Genomic DNA, 16,521 nt, shown 5'->3' on the forward strand with positions numbered 1-16,521 from the left:
CTAACATAGAAGTTCAATAGCGTGGTTAAAATACGATGCGGTCTTTACCTGTCGTCTTAGCCACGTACAACTTTTCATCCGCGTGTTTGAATATCTCTTCAAAGCTTAGGTTATTATGCTCAGCTTCAGTAATACAAACACCACCAGAGACAGTAAAACCATTAGGTACAATGTTAGCTGAGTTTGCACAGACAGCATTTTTAACACGCTCTAATGTCCTCATTAACGTTTCACGATCATCACCTTTAAGATAAACGACAAACTCTTCACCACCAAACCTTGCTGCTACATCACTACTTCGAATGCTATTACTTATCTGGCGGGACATGTAGCGAATAACATCATCCCCTTTGTCATGCCCAAAGGTATCATTAATCAACTTGAAATTATCAATGTCAAATACAGTCAAGGCGAATAACTGGTCATGCTCCACACTGCGCCAAAAAGCTTCCAATCCTCTGCGATTTAGCAGCCCGGTCATCGGATCTTTAGCTGCTAGCTCTTTGAAGTAACCACGTTCAATATTGGAGTTAACGAAGAAAAAGAGCGTTACAGAGAATAGATATACGATGATAGCGACAATCAGACTGTCTTTCTCGTAGACAAAAAAGTGCTCTACCTCTTTGGCAAAATCTAATTCGTAGTACATCGCGTGATGAGAGGTGACTCCTTCCAGTTGTATCGCGCGATAGAAAGTAGCGCTATCAACCGGATTAACCAAGGTGGTATCAATAATATCGATTCTACCGGCTAAGTGCTCATTCGAACTCGCAAGCAATTTACTGGCGTCAATCTCAACAGAAAGCATTCCTTGATGTATCCCCTTATGAAACACCGGAATCGTCATGCTTATCATACGGTCAAGAGAGTCAAATCGATACGCAGGAGCCGTTAAAGTCAATTGTTCTGGATTGTTGGCGGTTCTTTGCCAATACGGGCGGCTTTTTATGGTCGAAAGTAGTTCTTTCCCTAGCTCTTTAGCAAAGTCTTCTGGCGAAGAGATCACATACCCACGAGTATCAATAAAGTGTACGCCGTTGTGATATTCATCAAGCTGGGACAAAAATGAAAGAATTGGCGCGAGAGCAATTTTTTCTGACGCACTTTTATAGCTATCACTGGTTTCATTACAAAGGGGTTCTTGACCAACCAACATATAGTCGATATCGACAGAGGGGATATCTGCGGTTTTTCCGTCAGCAAGAAGTAATACGTCAATGGGCCAAATTCGGCAAAGACCATCAACCACTTGCTTATTGTGATCAAGGAAAAGAGGGTTTCCTGATTTGTAGTAATTAGAGAAGCTGTAATCTAGAGCGGTAACAATTTTGGTCGTTCGTTTAAACACTTCTTCAATACGCTGAAACTCACTGCTGATGTCTTTTTCAACCGCATCAAAATAATTTTTTCCTATCAGCCCAAGTAACATGGTCGCGATCACAGCGGGAAAGCCGAAGACAAAGGTAAGGCTAAAGTGCCTATTTACTTTCATAGAATGTGCTCTTAGCGCTCAGTTATTTTCATTAGTTCCATTAATATTATGACATTAATCGACAGCCCTCTCGATGTAAAATAATGTAAGTTGGTATTAACGATGCACCTATCGGGTAAATAACTACTTAAAAATGAATAAAATAGATCGCAGCTAATGGTGAGAGTCGACTAATGTTGTTCATTATGATGGTTTAAGTCCCTGTTAACAAAGTGACTTATCAAACATGATTTTTTTGATGTAAATACCTATTAACGACTGACTATCGCACGATCAACCACAGACTTAGGTAGCGTCAAACCAAGCATACGAGCGGCATCTAGGTTAACTACCAACTGAGAGCTTTGAGCCGTTTTAACACTCAACTTCCCTGGTTTTTGTCCGTCCAAAATAGCGGCCACATAATCAGCGGTCTGCACCCCAACGTCATAGTAATCTAGACCTAACCCAGCTATTGCTCCCTTGCCAACATAAGACGTTGCTCCTGCAACCACGGGTGTGCCAGCTTGGTTTGCTGCATTTATAAGTCCTTCAATACCACTTGCCACCGTGTTATCGGTTAGCGCGTAGATAACATCAGATTTTTTAGCCACGGATGCTGTTTTTTCTTCTACATCATCGATAGTCAACGCTTTAGCAGTATGCAAAGTAAAGCCAAAGTCTCGTGTAGACTGCTTTAACAGCCCTACTAAAGCAACAGCATTTGCCTCTGCTGGGTTATAAACCACACCGACTGAAACTGCATTGGGGAGTAGCTCTTTAATAAGAGATACATGTTGGGAAATAGGTGATAAGTCAGAAAGGCCCGTGACATTTCGTCCCGGCTGCTCCAATTGTTTAACAAGTCTTGCTCCGATAGGGTCTGTCACCGCGGTGAACACAATCGGGATCGTTCGAGTCGCTGAAACCAACGCTTGAGAGGTCGGTGTCGCGATGCCAACTAATACATGAGGGTTCTCACTAACTAACTCTCTGGCTATTTTTGCTGCCTGAACGGGATTGCCACCAGCCATTTCATAAGAAAACTCTAAATTTTTACCCGGTTCGTAACCTTTTGCTCTCAATCCTTCAAGAAGTCCTAGACGTGTTGCATTCAGATCTGGATGGTCAACAACTTGTGAAACCGAAACTTTGGCAACGTTCGCCATGACATTGCTTGTCCATAGCAACAACAGGCAACTTACGACCGCTGCCAATACCTTTTTTACAGAACTCATTATCGCTCCCTGAATCAAGCTCTGCTCATTATTGCTCGCTCAAAGAGAACAACATCACTATTGATATTATTACCTGTAACCATTGATGACTTGAAGTGATATTTAACAAAAACACAACAAGGCTCGAAAAATGCGTGAAATAGTGAAAGGCAGAATTTGAAAAGTAAGAAACTACATGAGTAGTAAGAGAAAAAAGGAATGAGGGGGAGCGAGATGAATAAAAACGAAGTGAAAATATTAAAGTCAAACCTGAGAACAAACCATCAATGAAGAATAGTTGCTCTCAGACAAGAGGAGAGTTGAAACTCATTAGAACCAACGTTCCATTGAGGATTTATCTAGCTGACGAAATGCGCGATTTAAAATGATCGCCAATTCTTTATAACGAGGGCGCGACTTCATTGGCTCTAACGCAAAACCCGTTTCAGTGATCTTCTCATGAAGTTCGCGATACCACGAGACTAGCGCAGGTGGAAGTTGTGTGTTTGAGCGATTACCTAACCACCACATGCCTTGAAGCGGTAAGCTGATTGCAAACAAAGCCATGACCACAGCTTGTGGCATCGCTTGGTAATTATTAAAGACCATTTGTGTAAGAACACTAATAGCAGCAATCGCAGGCATCACTTTCACGCCAAAACGGGTCGCTTTAATAATGCGCTGTTCTGGGAAGATCGCGTTTAACTCTTTTCGGACGGGCCAGAGATCCATGTACTTTTGGCCATCTTTTAAACTACTAGCTAAACCAACTCTATTGCTCATATGAGTCTCCCATTAAAAAAAAGTTGAAATCATCAACTAAAAACACAAAAAATTGACGAAAAATAATATTCTTTCAAATTTTTTTGTTATATTTGCACAATATCGCTATTATTTGCAGGCCTCAATCTCATTGTTGCCCTTATTTACAATTTAAGCAACTTTGAGAAGACTTCTGCAAGGAATGCACAAGCCTCTTTTTGATAAAGAGCGCTTTCACTTTATACGGAAATTAACGTTTTTTTGACCAAGGTTAGTACGCAAGCCTATGTGCTTCGACTATTCTTGAGATTAATTTTCATCCTTAACTGATTTCGATCAGAAAAATAAACAGGTAGTCATTAATGTCTAAGCTAGTTTTAGTTTTAAACTGTGGTAGTTCTTCTCTTAAATTTGCTGTAGTTGACGCAGTATCTGGTGACGAGCATCTAACAGGTCTTGCAGAATGTCTGCATCTTCCTGAAGCTCGTATCAAGTGGAAACTTGATGGTAAACACGAAGCTCAACTAGGTAATGGCGCAGCACACGAAGAAGCACTAGCCTTCATGGTAGAAACTATTCTTGCTTCTAAGCCAGAACTTTCTGAAAACCTTGCAGCAATCGGTCACCGTGTTGTGCATGGTGGTGAAAACTTTACTTCATCAGCACTAATCACTGATGAAGTAATTAAAGGTATCGAAGATGCAGCGACTTTCGCTCCTCTTCACAACCCTGCGCACCTTATCGGTATTAAAGCAGCTCAAAAATCATTCCCAGCACTAAAAAACGTTGCTGTATTTGATACTGCTTTCCACACGACAATGCCAGAAGAAGCTTACCTATACGCGCTTCCATACAACCTATACACAGATCACGGTATTCGTCGTTACGGTGCACATGGTACATCTCACCTATTTATTACTCGTGAGTGTGCCACGCTTCTAGACAAACCTATTGAAGAAGTTAACATCATTAACTGTCACCTAGGTAACGGCGCATCTGTTTGTGCAGTCAAGAATGGCCAATCTGTAGATACTTCTATGGGCCTTACTCCTCTTGAAGGTCTTGTAATGGGTACTCGCTGTGGCGACCTTGACCCTGCTGTTATGTTCCACCTACATGACAAACTTGGCATGAGCGTTGATGAAATCAACACAATGTTCACTAAAGAGTCTGGCCTACAAGGTCTAACTCAAGTAACTTCTGACTGTCGTTTCGTTGAAGACAACTACGGCGAGAAAGAAGAAGCTACTCGTGCAATGGACGTATTCTGTCACCGTCTAGCTAAGTACGTTGCTGGTTACACTGCAACTCTAGAAGGTCGTCTAGACGCAATCACTTTCACTGGCGGCATCGGCGAGAACTCTGGCCCAATCCGTGAAATGGTTCTTAACCGCCTAGGCATCTTCGGCATCGAAGTTGACGGTGAAGCTAACCTTAAAGCTCGTTTCGGCGGCGAAGGTACTATCACTACAGCTAACAGCCGTATCCCTGCAATGGTTATCTCGACTAACGAAGAGCTAGTAATTGCTGAAGACACTGCGAAACTAGCAGGTCTTTAATTGATTTTCCTGACTAGCTTCACTCGAAGCTAGTCAGTTTTTCATATCAAGAAAATGGGGCTCAACTTCTATTCCTACCCCAATATGTTTATCGGTGGGAATAGCGGTTGAGCTTTTTTATTTCCAATAGTCAAAGGTGTTCGTCAATGTCACGTACTATTATGCTTATCCCTACAAGCGCTGGTGTTGGTCTTACTAGTGTTAGCATGGGTGTTCTTCGCGCTATGGAGCGTAAGGGCGTAAGTGTTTCTTTCTACAAGCCAATCGCTCAACCTCGTAGCGGTGGTAACCAGCCAGATTTAACCTCTACTATCATCAGCGCGAACAGCGACATTAAGATTGGTGAGCCAATCGCAATGACAAAAGCTGAAGCTTTGATCGGTAGCGAGAAAACGGATGAGCTTCTTGAATCTGTTGTTGAGCAATACAACAAAATCAACAAAGACGCTGAAGTAACGCTAATCGAGGGCCTAGTCCCTACTCGTAAGCACCCGTTTGCAAACCAAGTGAACGCAGAAATCGCAAAAACGCTTGGCGCAGAGATCGTATTCGTTGCGACTCCTGGTACTGACAACCCTACGCAACTTAAAGAGCGTATCGAAGTAGCATGTTCTAACTTCGGCGGTACTAAGAACAAGAATATCAAAGGCGTAATCATCAACAAGCTTAACGCTCCTGTTGATGAAGCTGGTCGTACTCGCCCTGACCTATCTGAAATCTTTGATGATGCAGACAGCGCTCAGCAAGCGAACCTTGAAGTAATGCAAATCTTCAACTCTAGCCCTATCCGTGTTCTTGGCTGTGTGCCATGGAGCATCGACCTAATCGCAACTCGTGCGGTTGATATGGCTAAGCACCTTAACGCTGAAATCGTTAACGAAGGTGAAATCTCAACTCGTCGTATTAAGAGCATCACTTTCTGTGCACGTTCTCTACCGCACATGATTGAGCACTTCAAACCAGGTTCACTGCTAGTAACTTCTGCAGACCGTCCTGACGTTATCGTTGCTGCGGCTCTTGCTGCGAAAAACGGTGTTGAGATTGGCGCAATCCTACTGACTGGCGGTTACGACATTCCAGAAAGTATTGCTAACCTTTGTGCACCTGCATTCGCTTCAGGTCTACCGATCTTTAAGGCGCAAGGTAATACTTGGCAGACGTCTCTTAACCTACAGAGCTTCAACCTAGAAGTACCTGCAGACGATAAAGAGCGTATCGAGTTCGTTAACGATCACGTTGCAAGCCACATTGATGGCCCTTGGATTGATTCTCTATCTGAAGGCACTCAAGGTATTCGCCGTCTAAGCCCACCAGCATTCCGTTACCAGTTAACAGAATTCGCTCGTAAAGCGGCTAAGCGCATCGTTCTTCCTGAAGGTGATGAGCCACGTACTGTTAAAGCTGCATCTATCTGTGCTGAACGCGGTATCGCAACATGTGTACTTCTTGGTAACCCTGAAGAAATCCGTCGCGTTGCTGCACAGCAAGGTGTTGAGCTAGGCGCTGGCGTTGAGATCATCGATTCTGCTTCAGTTCGCGAAAACTACGTAGCTCGTCTAGTAGAACTTCGTGGCGCTAAGGGTATGACTGAAGTTGTTGCTCGTGAGAAGCTAGAAGATTCAGTATTCCTAGGCACTATGATGCTTGAAGCTGGTGAAGTTGACGGCCTAGTTTCTGGTGCTGTTCACACAACGGCGAACACAATCGTTCCTCCGTTCCAGATCATCAAGACTGCTCCTGATGCTTCTATCGTATCTTCAATCTTCTTCATGCTTCTGCCTGATCAAGTGCTTGTATACGGTGACTGTGCGATCAACCCAGATCCAACAGCTGAACAGCTTGCTGAAATCGCTATCCAATCTGCAGATTCTGCTGCGGCATTCGGTATCGATCCACGCGTTGCTATGATCTCTTACTCTACTGGTGAATCTGGTAAAGGTGCAGACGTAGATAAAGTGCGTGAAGCAACCAAACTTGCTCAAGCGAAACGTCCTGATCTAGTGATCGACGGTCCTCTTCAGTACGACGCAGCAATCATGGAAAACGTAGCCGCTTCTAAAGCGCCTAACTCTCCAGTTGCAGGTAAAGCGACAGTATTCGTATTCCCAGACCTAAACACGGGTAACACGACTTACAAAGCGGTACAGCGTTCAGCAGATCTAGTGTCTATCGGTCCAATGCTTCAAGGTATGCGCAAGCCAGTAAATGACTTGTCTCGTGGCGCTCTAGTAGACGACATCGTTTACACAGTGGCTCTAACGGCTATCCAAGCAGACCAAGCAGCTCAAGCTGAAGAAAAAGTAATTAACTAATTTTTCTTTTGTAGAAAGCAAAAAACCCTAGATTCTTATCTAGGGTTTTTTTATATCTAACGCTTAAGGTTACTTGATGCTCTTAAGATTAATCTAACCTCGCCCATGGACTGATTCTAAGTCTAGCGCAGGTCCTTTCGGCACAACTTGGGTTGGGTTTATACCTGTATGGCTGTAATAATAGTGGCGCTTGATGTGATAAAAATCGGTCGTCTCTTTAATGCCTTCGACCTGATAGAGCTCTTTTAAGTAGCCCTGAATATGGACGTAGTCTGAAATTCGCTGCTTGTTACACTTAAAGTGACCAACATACACCGCATCGAATCGAACCAGAGTGGTAAACAAGCGCCAATCTGCCTCTGTAATCTCGTTACCCGCTAGATAACGATGTTCACTAAGATGTGCATCTACTTTGTCTAACGCCTCAAATAACGCGTCATACGCTTCTTCATAAGCTTCTTGTGTCGTTGCAAAGCCAGTACGATAAACGCCGTTATTGATGCTTGGATAGATATACTCGTTCCACTCATCAACCTTCTTAGCCAATTCCCACGGATAGTAATCATCCGTGTTGCCTGTTAACTCATTAAATTCTGAGTTGAACATGCGGATAATTTCAGAGGACTCGTTACTCACGATGGTATTGGTTTTCTTGTCCCATAATACTGGAACCGTCACTCGACCTGAGTAATCAGGTTTGGCTTGAGTGTAAATTTGATGCATACGAGTATGGCCGAATAGAGGTTCAGGTAGCCCCATTTGCCACCCTTCACTCATCATGTCAGGGCAGACTACCGTCACGTCAATATGATCGGTTAGATCTTTAAGTTCACGGAAGATTAAAGTTCGGTGCGCCCAGGGGCAAGCCAATGATACGTATAAGTGATAACGACCGCTTTCCGGCTGAAATTGTGCACCGGCTTTGTTCTCTATCCAGTGACGAAAGCCTGCATCTTCGCGAACAAACTTGCCACCGCTTTCTTTGGTGTCATACCAAACGTCATGCCAAACACCTTCAACTAACTTACCCATATCCAAACCTCTGTCATCCAAACTTTTCTCTATTATAAAAAAAGCCAACTTTTTCAAAACTAGAAGAAGTTGGCTTAGTTGTTCAAATAATTTGATGAAGGTGAAGGTGCTCGAATACGTAAGCATAAAAAAAGCGCAACCTATAAAAAGTTGCGCTTAAGCCTGTCACAGGCTGAACCGTATCAAACGGGTTCTAGACTTGTACGTGCAAGCAAGATACTGCGTGTACGTCATCGCCTTGAATGGTTGGCTTGGTTTGCGCGCAGGCCTCAGTTGCTTCAGGGCAACGAGTACGGAACACACAACCTGATGGTGGGTTGATTGGCGATGGTAAATCACCTTCCAACATCTGAATCGTTTTGCTGCGCTCTAAGCGAGGGTCTGGAATTGGAACTGCAGACATCAATGCTTTGGTATATGGGTGTTTAGGATCTGAGAACAAGGCATCTGATTCACCTAGTTCAACAGCATTACCTAAGTACATCACCAATACACGGTCAGAGATGTGTTTCACAACCGACAAATCGTGCGCGATGAATACCAAAGACAAACCTAACTCTTTCTGTAGTTCCATAAGAAGGTTTACTACTTGAGCTTGGATAGAGACATCCAGAGCAGAAACCGGCTCATCACAGATGATCATCTTAGGCTTCAAGATAAGTGCACGTGCGATACCGATACGTTGACACTGGCCACCAGAGAATTCATGTGGGTAACGGTTGATTACGTTTGGTAGTAAACCAACCTTTGCCATCATCTCTTTAACTCGATCTTTCACGTCCTGTTTAGAAAGCTCTGGATAGAAAGTTTGTAGAGGTTCAGCAATGATGTCTCCAACTGACATACGTGGGTTAAGCGATGCTAGTGGGTCTTGGAAGATCATCTGAATCTCTTTACGAGTCTCACGACGCTTCACTTCCTGCATCTTAGTCAGGTCTTGACCTAACCACATAACTTCGCCTTCAGTTGCCTCCACTAAACCAATAATTGCGCGCGCAAATGTTGATTTACCACAGCCAGACTCCCCTACTACCCCCAGAGTCTCACCTTCGTAAAGATGAACATCCACACCATCAACGGCTTTAAGGTTTGATGGTTTCGCCCAAGGCCAAGCAGACTTAGCCGCAATGCTAAAGTGAACCTTAAGGTTTTTAATATCTAATAGTAATTCTTTACTCATTTTGTCCAAGTCTCCCAATCAGAAAAACAAGCACGCTGACGATCTTTTGCAAATGGCTGCAAAATCGGTGCTTCTTGCTTACAACGGTCCATTACTCGATGACAACGATCTTGGTAAGGACAACCTGTTGGCAGGCGAAGTAAGTTAGGTGGGTTACCTGGAATCGTCGGCAGAATTTCACCTTCGGTATCCAAACGAGGAATTGCTTTAAGCAGGCCTTCCGCATAAGGGTGGCTAGGCTCGTAGAAGATTTCATCTACTGTGCCGTATTCCATGGTACGGCCAGCGTACATCACTAGAACTTTGTCACAAGAACCGGCAACGACACCCAAATCATGGGTGATCATGATGATTGCTGTATTGAACTCATCTTTAAGCTCGTTCAGCAATTCCATGATTTGCGCTTGAATGGTTACATCCAACGCCGTTGTTGGTTCATCAGCAATCAGTAGTTTTGGACGACATAGCAAAGCCATTGCAATCATCACACGTTGACGCATACCGCCAGAAAATTCGTGTGGATACATGGTAATACGTTTACGTGCCTCAGGGATTTTAACCGCTTCCAGCATACGTACTGATTCTTCGAACGCTTCCGCTTTGCCCATGCCTTTATGCAGCATAAGCACTTCCATCAACTGATCACATACTTTCATGTAAGGATTCAGTGACGTCATTGGATCTTGGAAGATCATCGCGATCTGTTCAGCACGGACTTTGTTCAGTGCTTTCTCTGGTAGATTGAGAATCTCATTACCTTCAAACTTTGCACTGCCTGAGATGATGCCGTTCTTAGCCAGCAGTCCCATCAGTGCAAATACCGTTTGAGATTTACCCGAACCCGACTCACCAACAATACCCAGCGTTTCGCCTTGATTGAGTGAGAAGTTCAGGTCGTTTACTGCGGTTACGATACCATCTTGCGTGGTAAATTCGACGCGCAGATCTTTGACATCTAATAAGCTCATTATTGCTTCCTTAATCTTTTATAGCTTTTAATTGCTATTTCTTTATCTGTCTTTTGGATCAAGCGCGTCGCGCAGACCATCACCTACGTAGTTAAAGCAGAACAGCGTAACTACCATGAATGCCGCTGGGAATGCCAGTTGCCAAATAGCAACTTCCATTGTTTGCGAGCCTTCTTGTAACAGCGCGCCCCAACTTGTCATAGGCTCTTGAACACCAAGACCAAGGAAAGATAAGAATGATTCAGTAAGGATCATGCTTGGAATAAGGAGCGTTGAGTAAACCGCAACAATACCCAATACGTTCGGTACGATATGACGTGTAATGATTTTCCATTTACTGACACCACATACGTGCGCAGCCTCAATGAACTCTTTACTACGTAAACTCAACGTTTGGCCACGTACAATACGCGCCATATCGAGCCAAGCAATCGCACCGATAGCAACGAAGATAAGTACGATATTACGACCAAAGAATGTCACCAGTACGATAACTAGGAACATGAATGGCACTGCGTATAGGATCTCTAGGATACGCATCATCACTCGGTCAGTGCGACCGCCAATGAAGCCTGAAGCCGCACCGTAAAGCGTACCTATCAGTACCGCTACGAATGCACCCATCACACCAACCATAAGAGAAATACGGCCACCAATCATCGTACGAACGTATAGGTCACGGCCTAAACTGTCGGTACCAAACCAGTGATCAGCATTTGGGCCTACGTGCATTGCGTACCAGTCAGTATCATCGTAAGCATGCTGTGCCAACATAGGTAAGAAGATTACCGATAGCACCATAACAATTAGAATGAACAGACTGATCATTGCGGCTTTGTTGCGCATAAAACGAATACGCGCATCCTGCCACAAGCTACGACCTTCAATTTCCAAACTCTCAGAGAATTTTTCGATCGCTTCTAAGTTTTCTTTTTTCTTCAACATAACCATGCGTCCCTGCTAGTAGCGAATTTTCGGGTCAATAAGCGCTAGTAAAATATCAACGATTGCGTTGAACAAGATGAATAGGAAACCAATCAAAATGGTTACACCCATTACTAACGAATAATCACGGTTAAACGCGGCATTAACAAACAGCTTACCAATACCCGGTAGGCCGAAGATGGTTTCAACAACAACTGAACCTGTAATGATACCTACAAACGCAGGCCCCATGTATGAAACAACAGGTAGCATTGCTGGCTTAAGCGCATGTTTAAGAACGATATAACGGTAACTTAGACCTTTAGCTCGAGCTGTACGGATAAAGTTACTGTTTAGGGTTTCAATCATGCTACCGCGAGTGATACGAGCAAAGGTTGCTACGTATAAAAGAGACATCGCGATAACGGGTAGGACGATGTACATGTACGTACCACCGTGCCAACCACCTGCTGGAAATATATGCCAGTGTAGAGAGAATAGGTAGATAAGCGCTGGAGCCAACACGAAGGATGGCATCACCACCCCGAGCATGGCGGTCGACATTATGGTGTAGTCGATCCAGGTGTTGTGCTTCAAGGCGGCAATGGTTCCGACCGTTACCCCCATCAATAATGTGAAGATAAAGGCAACAAAACCTACCTTCGCAGATACTGGAAGCGCAACCGCGATCAGCTCATTTACTGTGTAATCTTGGTATTTAAAAGATGGACCAAAATCACCCTGAAGGATGTTGGTCAAGTACGTGGTGTACTGTTCAAATACAGGTTTATCTAAGCCATATTTAGCTTCGATGTTAGCCATAACTTCTGGCGGTAATGGACGCTCGCTTGAAAACGGGTTACCCGGTGCGAAACGCATGAGAAAGAAAGATATAGTGATCAACACCAACATGGTTGGAATCGCTTCAAATATCCTTTTCATAATGAATTTAAGCATAAACTCACTCTTTCAGTCTGTGACAATTAAAATTAGAAAGACGCTACATGCGCGCCCTGCGCATGTAGTGTCTGTATCGTTACAGTTATATTAACTTTTTAGAATCTAAGCTCTTATTATTGAGCTTTGATGTATAAGTCTTTCGAGAAGATCTTATCTTCCGCGTTGTTAGTAGGGAAGCCACCAACGTGCGGATTTAGTAGACGTGATTTCACGTATTGGTAGATAGGTGCGATAGGCATGTCTTTAGCCATTAACGCCTCAGCTTCTAGGTAAAGTGCTTCACGCTCTTCTGCTGATGTAGAGTTAAGTGCTTTATTAATGATTTGGTCGTACTCAGCGCTATCGTAGTGAACACCACCGGTAGTGTTGTTACTCTTCATTAGCGTTAGGAATGACGACGCTTCGTTGTAGTCACCACACCAACCAGCACGTGCTACTTCGAAATCACCTGAATCTTTAGAAGATAGGTAAGTTTTCCACTCTTGGTTTTCAAGCGTTACTTTAAGACCCAGTGTTTTCTTCCACATAGAACCCAACGCTACAGCAATCTTCTTATGGTTTTCAGACGTGTTGTAAAGTAGGTTGAAGTTTAGTGGGTTGTCTTTGCCGTAACCCGCTTCTTCAAGAAGGCGTGCAGCTTCTTCATTACGTTCTTTTTGAGACATCTTGCCGTAAGCAGGAAGTTCAGGGTTAAAGCCAGCTGTAATTTCAGGTGTTAGGAAGTAAGCTGGTTTTTGACCTTGCGCTAAGATTGCGTCACTTACGATATTGCGGTCAATTGCGTAAGAAATTGCTTTACGTACACGAACATCATCAAATGGTGCTTTCTTAGTGTTAAAGATGTAGTAGTAAGTACATAGGTTACCCGCTACAGATACATCTTCAGCATACTCTTTCTTAAGGCGCTTGAAGTGCTCAGTTGGAAGTTCATTTGTAAAGTCGATTTCACCAGATAGGAAACGGTTCATTTCCGCAACTTGGTTTTCGATTGGTAGGAACGTTACTTTATTAAGAACAGTTTTATCATTGTTCCAGTATTGATCGTTACGCTTTAGTACTAGGCGTTCATTAACAACCCATTTATCGACAGCAAATGCACCGTTACCTACAAAGTTACCCGGCTTAGTCCATTGGTCACCGAATTTTTCAACAGTCGCCTGATGTACCGGCTTCATTGTTGTGTGGCCCATCATCATTACGAAATATGGTACCGCTGTATCTAGTTCAACAACAAGCGTGTTTGCATCTACAGCTTTAACGCCTAGCTCACTCTTATCTTTCTTACCCGCTACGATGTCTTTCGCATTCACCATCTTGGTATATTCCATGTACCAAGCATATGGAGAAGCAGTGGCAGGATCGACTGCACGTTGCCAGCTGTAAACGAAATCTTCAGCTGTTACAGGATCGCCGTTAGACCATTTTGCATCTTTACGTAGGTGGAAAGTGAATGTTTTGTTGTCCGTCGTTTCCCAGCTTTCGGCTACACCTGGGATTGTATTACCTTCGCCATCTTGGTTCACTAGACCTTCTAGAAGATCACGAATTACGTGAGATTCTGGTACACCTTGAGATTTGTGTGGGTCGATAGTCGCAACTTCAGTACCGTTACCGCGAACAAGTTCCTGAACTTTTGCTAGTTCTGTGCCTGCTGGAACTTCAGCAGCGATAGAAAGAGTAGAAGTGGCAGCCACTGCCAAACCAGCACCTAGAAGAAGGGCCTGAGTGATTTTATTCTTGTACATTTAATAAACTCCAAGTTTTACGTATTGCATCCATGACTTCTTTGCTAAGTTCACTGAACGGCAGTGATTTAGATTTATTTAGCTAAAAATTTAAGCATAAAAATCTAAAACCTTACAAAGATTGAGGCACACACTATCAACCATTGAAGTAATTTGCCATAAACAAGTCGCAAAAAATCGGATAATTCTCCGAATTACTCAAGGTCACAGTGTAAATCTCTAATAAAAACCTAATGAATAGTTAATTACACATAGGAATTAATTAAAAAACAGCCTTTAGTGTTGATGTATCTGAATTGATACTTTTATTTAGCATCTTATGCTAGAACACTGTCAGCAAATTAACATTAATGCCACATGAAATCTAATTGCACATCACATATCCCCTAAATAGACTGCACTATTTGTGAGGATTATCACTTTATACAAAACAGCATAAAGCACTGCACCAAAACAGATTTGGAAATGCACCAAGACAGACTAAATCACGCGTTGAATTCATATGCAACTTGACTGCTTAACCATTTATTAAAGAACCTTTTATTTATAAATCACTTTGTAGCACGCACAAAAAAACCGACGTCAAACGTCGGCTTTCTTACTATCTACGTCCCAACCTGAAATACACTTTCACGTTAAGAGCGAAACACGCTAGGGAGTGGATTATTTCTCCCAACGCTCCGCTGCTTTCGCGTCGGAGTCTCGAGAGTCAACCCAACGAGTCGCCTCAGTAGTACGTTCTTTTTTCCAAAACGGCGCTTTGGTTTTCAGAAAGTCCATAACAAACTCACACGCTTCGAAGGCAGCGCCACGATGTGCACTGGATACACCAACGTAAACAATCTGGTCACCGATATCTAGGTCACCAACGCGGTGAATCACTCGCATCTTCTGGATAGGCCAGCGCGCTTCAGCTTGGTCACAGATCTCACTCAGAGACTTCTCTGTCATACCCGGATAATGTTCTAGAGACAAACCAATCACGTTGTCGCCAAGGTTCATGTCGCGAACTTTACCTACAAACGTCACAACCGCTCCCGCAGCCGTACCTTGAGCTAGATAATCGTATTCGTCACCCACAGAAAAGTCTTCAGCAGTCACTAATACTCTTGGATCAATAACTCGAGAGTCATTCATGGTTAACCTCCAGTAACTGGTGGGAAGAAAGCCACTTCGTCGCCGTCTTTCACTTCAGTCGTCAAAGGTACAATTGATTGGTTGAGTGCTGCCAGCAGCTTGCCCTCTTCCAATGCGATATCCCATTTGCCTTCTTGTGTTACAAGGTGGCTACGAATCGCTTCAATAGTATTGTATTGCGCATCGACCTCTAGGCTATCAACACCGACAAGTTCACGAGTTTGTGCAAAGAAAAGTACCGTAATCATGATTCCACCTTGAAGTGACCTGATTTACCACCTGTCTTCTCTAGCAGACGTACGTTCTCGATAACAATGTCTTTCTGAACAGCTTTACACATATCGTAAATCGTCAGTGCAGCAACAGAAGCAGCCGTTAGCGCTTCCATTTCTACGCCTGTCTTACCAGCAAGCTTACATACCGATTCGATACGAACCTTGTTTTCAGACTCAATGGCTTCAAGTTGTACTTCTACTTTAGTCAGTAGCAAAGGGTGACACAGTGGAATCAAGTCCCACGTCTTCTTCGCTGCTTGGATACCAGCAATACGTGCCGTTGCGAAAACATCACCTTTATGGTGGCTGCCAGAAACAATCAGCTCTAGCGTTTCTGCTGACATTTGAACGAAAGCCTCTGCTCTCGCCTCACGTACTGTCTCTGCTTTAGCCGACACATCGACCATGTTCGCTTCGCCAGACGCGTTAATATGTGTAAATTGGCTCATGCTCAATCCACCTTATACAGAAAGATGTGGCATGAAGTTACAAGGACGGTGACTCGCATCCATCTGTTGCTTGATGATCTTAGTCCAACCTGTGCGGCAAGCACCTGTAGAACCTGGCATCGCAAAGATTACTGTGTGGTTAGCAAAACCCGCAATCGCACGAGATTGAATCGTCGATGTACCAATCTCTTCGTAAGACACTTGGCGGAAAAGCTCACCAAAGCCTTCTACTTCTTTGTCGAATATTGGTTTAAGTGCTTCAGGTGTACTGTCACGAGATGTAAAACCCGTACCGCCAGTGATCATAATCGCTTGAACGCTTTCGTCAGCAATCCACTTAGATACGATCGCACGGATCTTGTACATGTCATCGATAACGATTTGCTTATCAACCACGTTGTGGCCTGCTTCTTTAGCATGCTCAGCTAGGTAACCACCTGACGTGTCATTTTCTTCTGTACGAGTATCTGAAACGGTTAGTACTGCGATGTTTGCTGCTTGAAATTTGCTTTCTGCGTGACCCATTTGTT

At 43.6% G+C, this 16,521-nt stretch carries 15 protein-coding genes; 2 read left to right on the forward strand and 13 right to left on the reverse strand.

Translation table 11 applies throughout. From position 1 onward, the window contains the following. Window positions 1–25: 25 nt before the first annotated feature. From ACED53_RS01230 to yfbV, 3 genes are all read right to left on the reverse strand, one after another. Complete coding sequence (locus tag ACED53_RS01230; protein ID WP_017101193.1) at window positions 26–1,492, reverse strand: sensor domain-containing diguanylate cyclase; 1,467 nt, start codon at window positions 1,490–1,492, stop codon at window positions 26–28. Window positions 1,493–1,743: 251 nt separating this feature from the next. Further along, window positions 1,744–2,709, reverse strand: a complete 966-nt coding sequence (locus ACED53_RS01235) for an ABC transporter substrate binding protein (RefSeq protein ID WP_017099048.1) — start codon at window positions 2,707–2,709, stop codon at window positions 1,744–1,746. A 309-nt stretch (window positions 2,710–3,018) separates the two neighbouring features. Beyond that, on the reverse strand, window positions 3,019–3,471 hold the full coding sequence (gene yfbV, locus ACED53_RS01240; RefSeq protein WP_017099049.1) for a terminus macrodomain insulation protein YfbV: 453 nt from the start codon (window positions 3,469–3,471) through the stop codon (window positions 3,019–3,021). Window positions 3,472–3,812: 341 nt separating this feature from the next. On the opposite strand from yfbV, the gene ACED53_RS01245 reads away from it, so the two are divergent. Both ACED53_RS01245 and pta read left to right on the forward strand, forming a co-directional pair. Then, window positions 3,813–5,009: an acetate kinase gene (locus ACED53_RS01245; protein WP_017101194.1), complete on the forward strand. Its 1,197-nt coding sequence runs from the start codon at window positions 3,813–3,815 to the stop codon at window positions 5,007–5,009. A gap of 146 nt (window positions 5,010–5,155) precedes the next feature. Then, on the forward strand, window positions 5,156–7,321 hold the full coding sequence (pta, locus tag ACED53_RS01250; protein ID WP_029225515.1) for a phosphate acetyltransferase: 2,166 nt from the start codon (window positions 5,156–5,158) through the stop codon (window positions 7,319–7,321). Between the two features lie 93 nt (window positions 7,322–7,414). Here pta and ACED53_RS01255 read toward each other — a convergent pair whose 3' ends face one another. From ACED53_RS01255 to moaB, 10 genes are all read right to left on the reverse strand, one after another. Next, the gene (locus ACED53_RS01255; RefSeq protein ID WP_029225516.1) at window positions 7,415–8,353 is read right to left on the reverse strand and encodes a glutathione S-transferase family protein; all 939 of its coding nucleotides are present in this window, start codon (window positions 8,351–8,353) and stop codon (window positions 7,415–7,417) included. Between the two features lie 193 nt (window positions 8,354–8,546). Continuing rightward, window positions 8,547–9,533: a murein tripeptide/oligopeptide ABC transporter ATP binding protein OppF gene (gene oppF / locus ACED53_RS01260; protein WP_029224063.1), complete on the reverse strand. Its 987-nt coding sequence runs from the start codon at window positions 9,531–9,533 to the stop codon at window positions 8,547–8,549. Beyond that, window positions 9,530–10,501, reverse strand: coding sequence for an ABC transporter ATP-binding protein (locus ACED53_RS01265; RefSeq protein ID WP_017078105.1), 972 nt, complete (start codon window positions 10,499–10,501; stop codon window positions 9,530–9,532). The genes oppF and ACED53_RS01265 overlap by 4 nt, the downstream gene beginning before the upstream one ends. 42 nt (window positions 10,502–10,543) lie before the next feature. Then, complete coding sequence (oppC, locus tag ACED53_RS01270; RefSeq protein WP_004734021.1) at window positions 10,544–11,446, reverse strand: oligopeptide ABC transporter permease OppC; 903 nt, start codon at window positions 11,444–11,446, stop codon at window positions 10,544–10,546. Window positions 11,447–11,461: 15 nt separating this feature from the next. Further along, a complete protein-coding gene (gene oppB, locus ACED53_RS01275) occupies window positions 11,462–12,382 on the reverse strand; it encodes an oligopeptide ABC transporter permease OppB (protein WP_004734022.1) in 921 nt (306 codons plus the stop codon). A gap of 116 nt (window positions 12,383–12,498) precedes the next feature. After that, the gene (locus ACED53_RS01280; protein WP_017101197.1) at window positions 12,499–14,130 is read right to left on the reverse strand and encodes an ABC transporter substrate-binding protein; all 1,632 of its coding nucleotides are present in this window, start codon (window positions 14,128–14,130) and stop codon (window positions 12,499–12,501) included. A 663-nt stretch (window positions 14,131–14,793) separates the two neighbouring features. Next, window positions 14,794–15,267 (reverse strand): molybdopterin synthase catalytic subunit MoaE, encoded by a 474-nt coding sequence (gene moaE / locus ACED53_RS01285; protein ID WP_017078101.1) that lies wholly within the window; start codon window positions 15,265–15,267, stop codon window positions 14,794–14,796. Between the two features lie 2 nt (window positions 15,268–15,269). After that, window positions 15,270–15,515, reverse strand: coding sequence for a molybdopterin synthase sulfur carrier subunit (moaD, locus tag ACED53_RS01290; protein ID WP_017085813.1), 246 nt, complete (start codon window positions 15,513–15,515; stop codon window positions 15,270–15,272). After that, complete coding sequence (moaC, locus tag ACED53_RS01295) at window positions 15,512–15,991, reverse strand: cyclic pyranopterin monophosphate synthase MoaC (RefSeq protein ID WP_004734026.1); 480 nt, start codon at window positions 15,989–15,991, stop codon at window positions 15,512–15,514. The genes moaD and moaC overlap by 4 nt, the downstream gene beginning before the upstream one ends. Before the next feature lie 12 nt (window positions 15,992–16,003). Next, entirely contained in the window at window positions 16,004–16,516 is a 513-nt protein-coding gene (gene moaB, locus ACED53_RS01300) for a molybdenum cofactor biosynthesis protein B (protein ID WP_017099954.1), read from the reverse strand. Window positions 16,517–16,521 lie beyond the last annotated feature (5 nt).

Source organism: Vibrio sp. 1F169, assembly GCF_041439605.1.
GTDB lineage: Bacteria > Pseudomonadota > Gammaproteobacteria > Enterobacterales > Vibrionaceae > Vibrio > Vibrio tasmaniensis_A.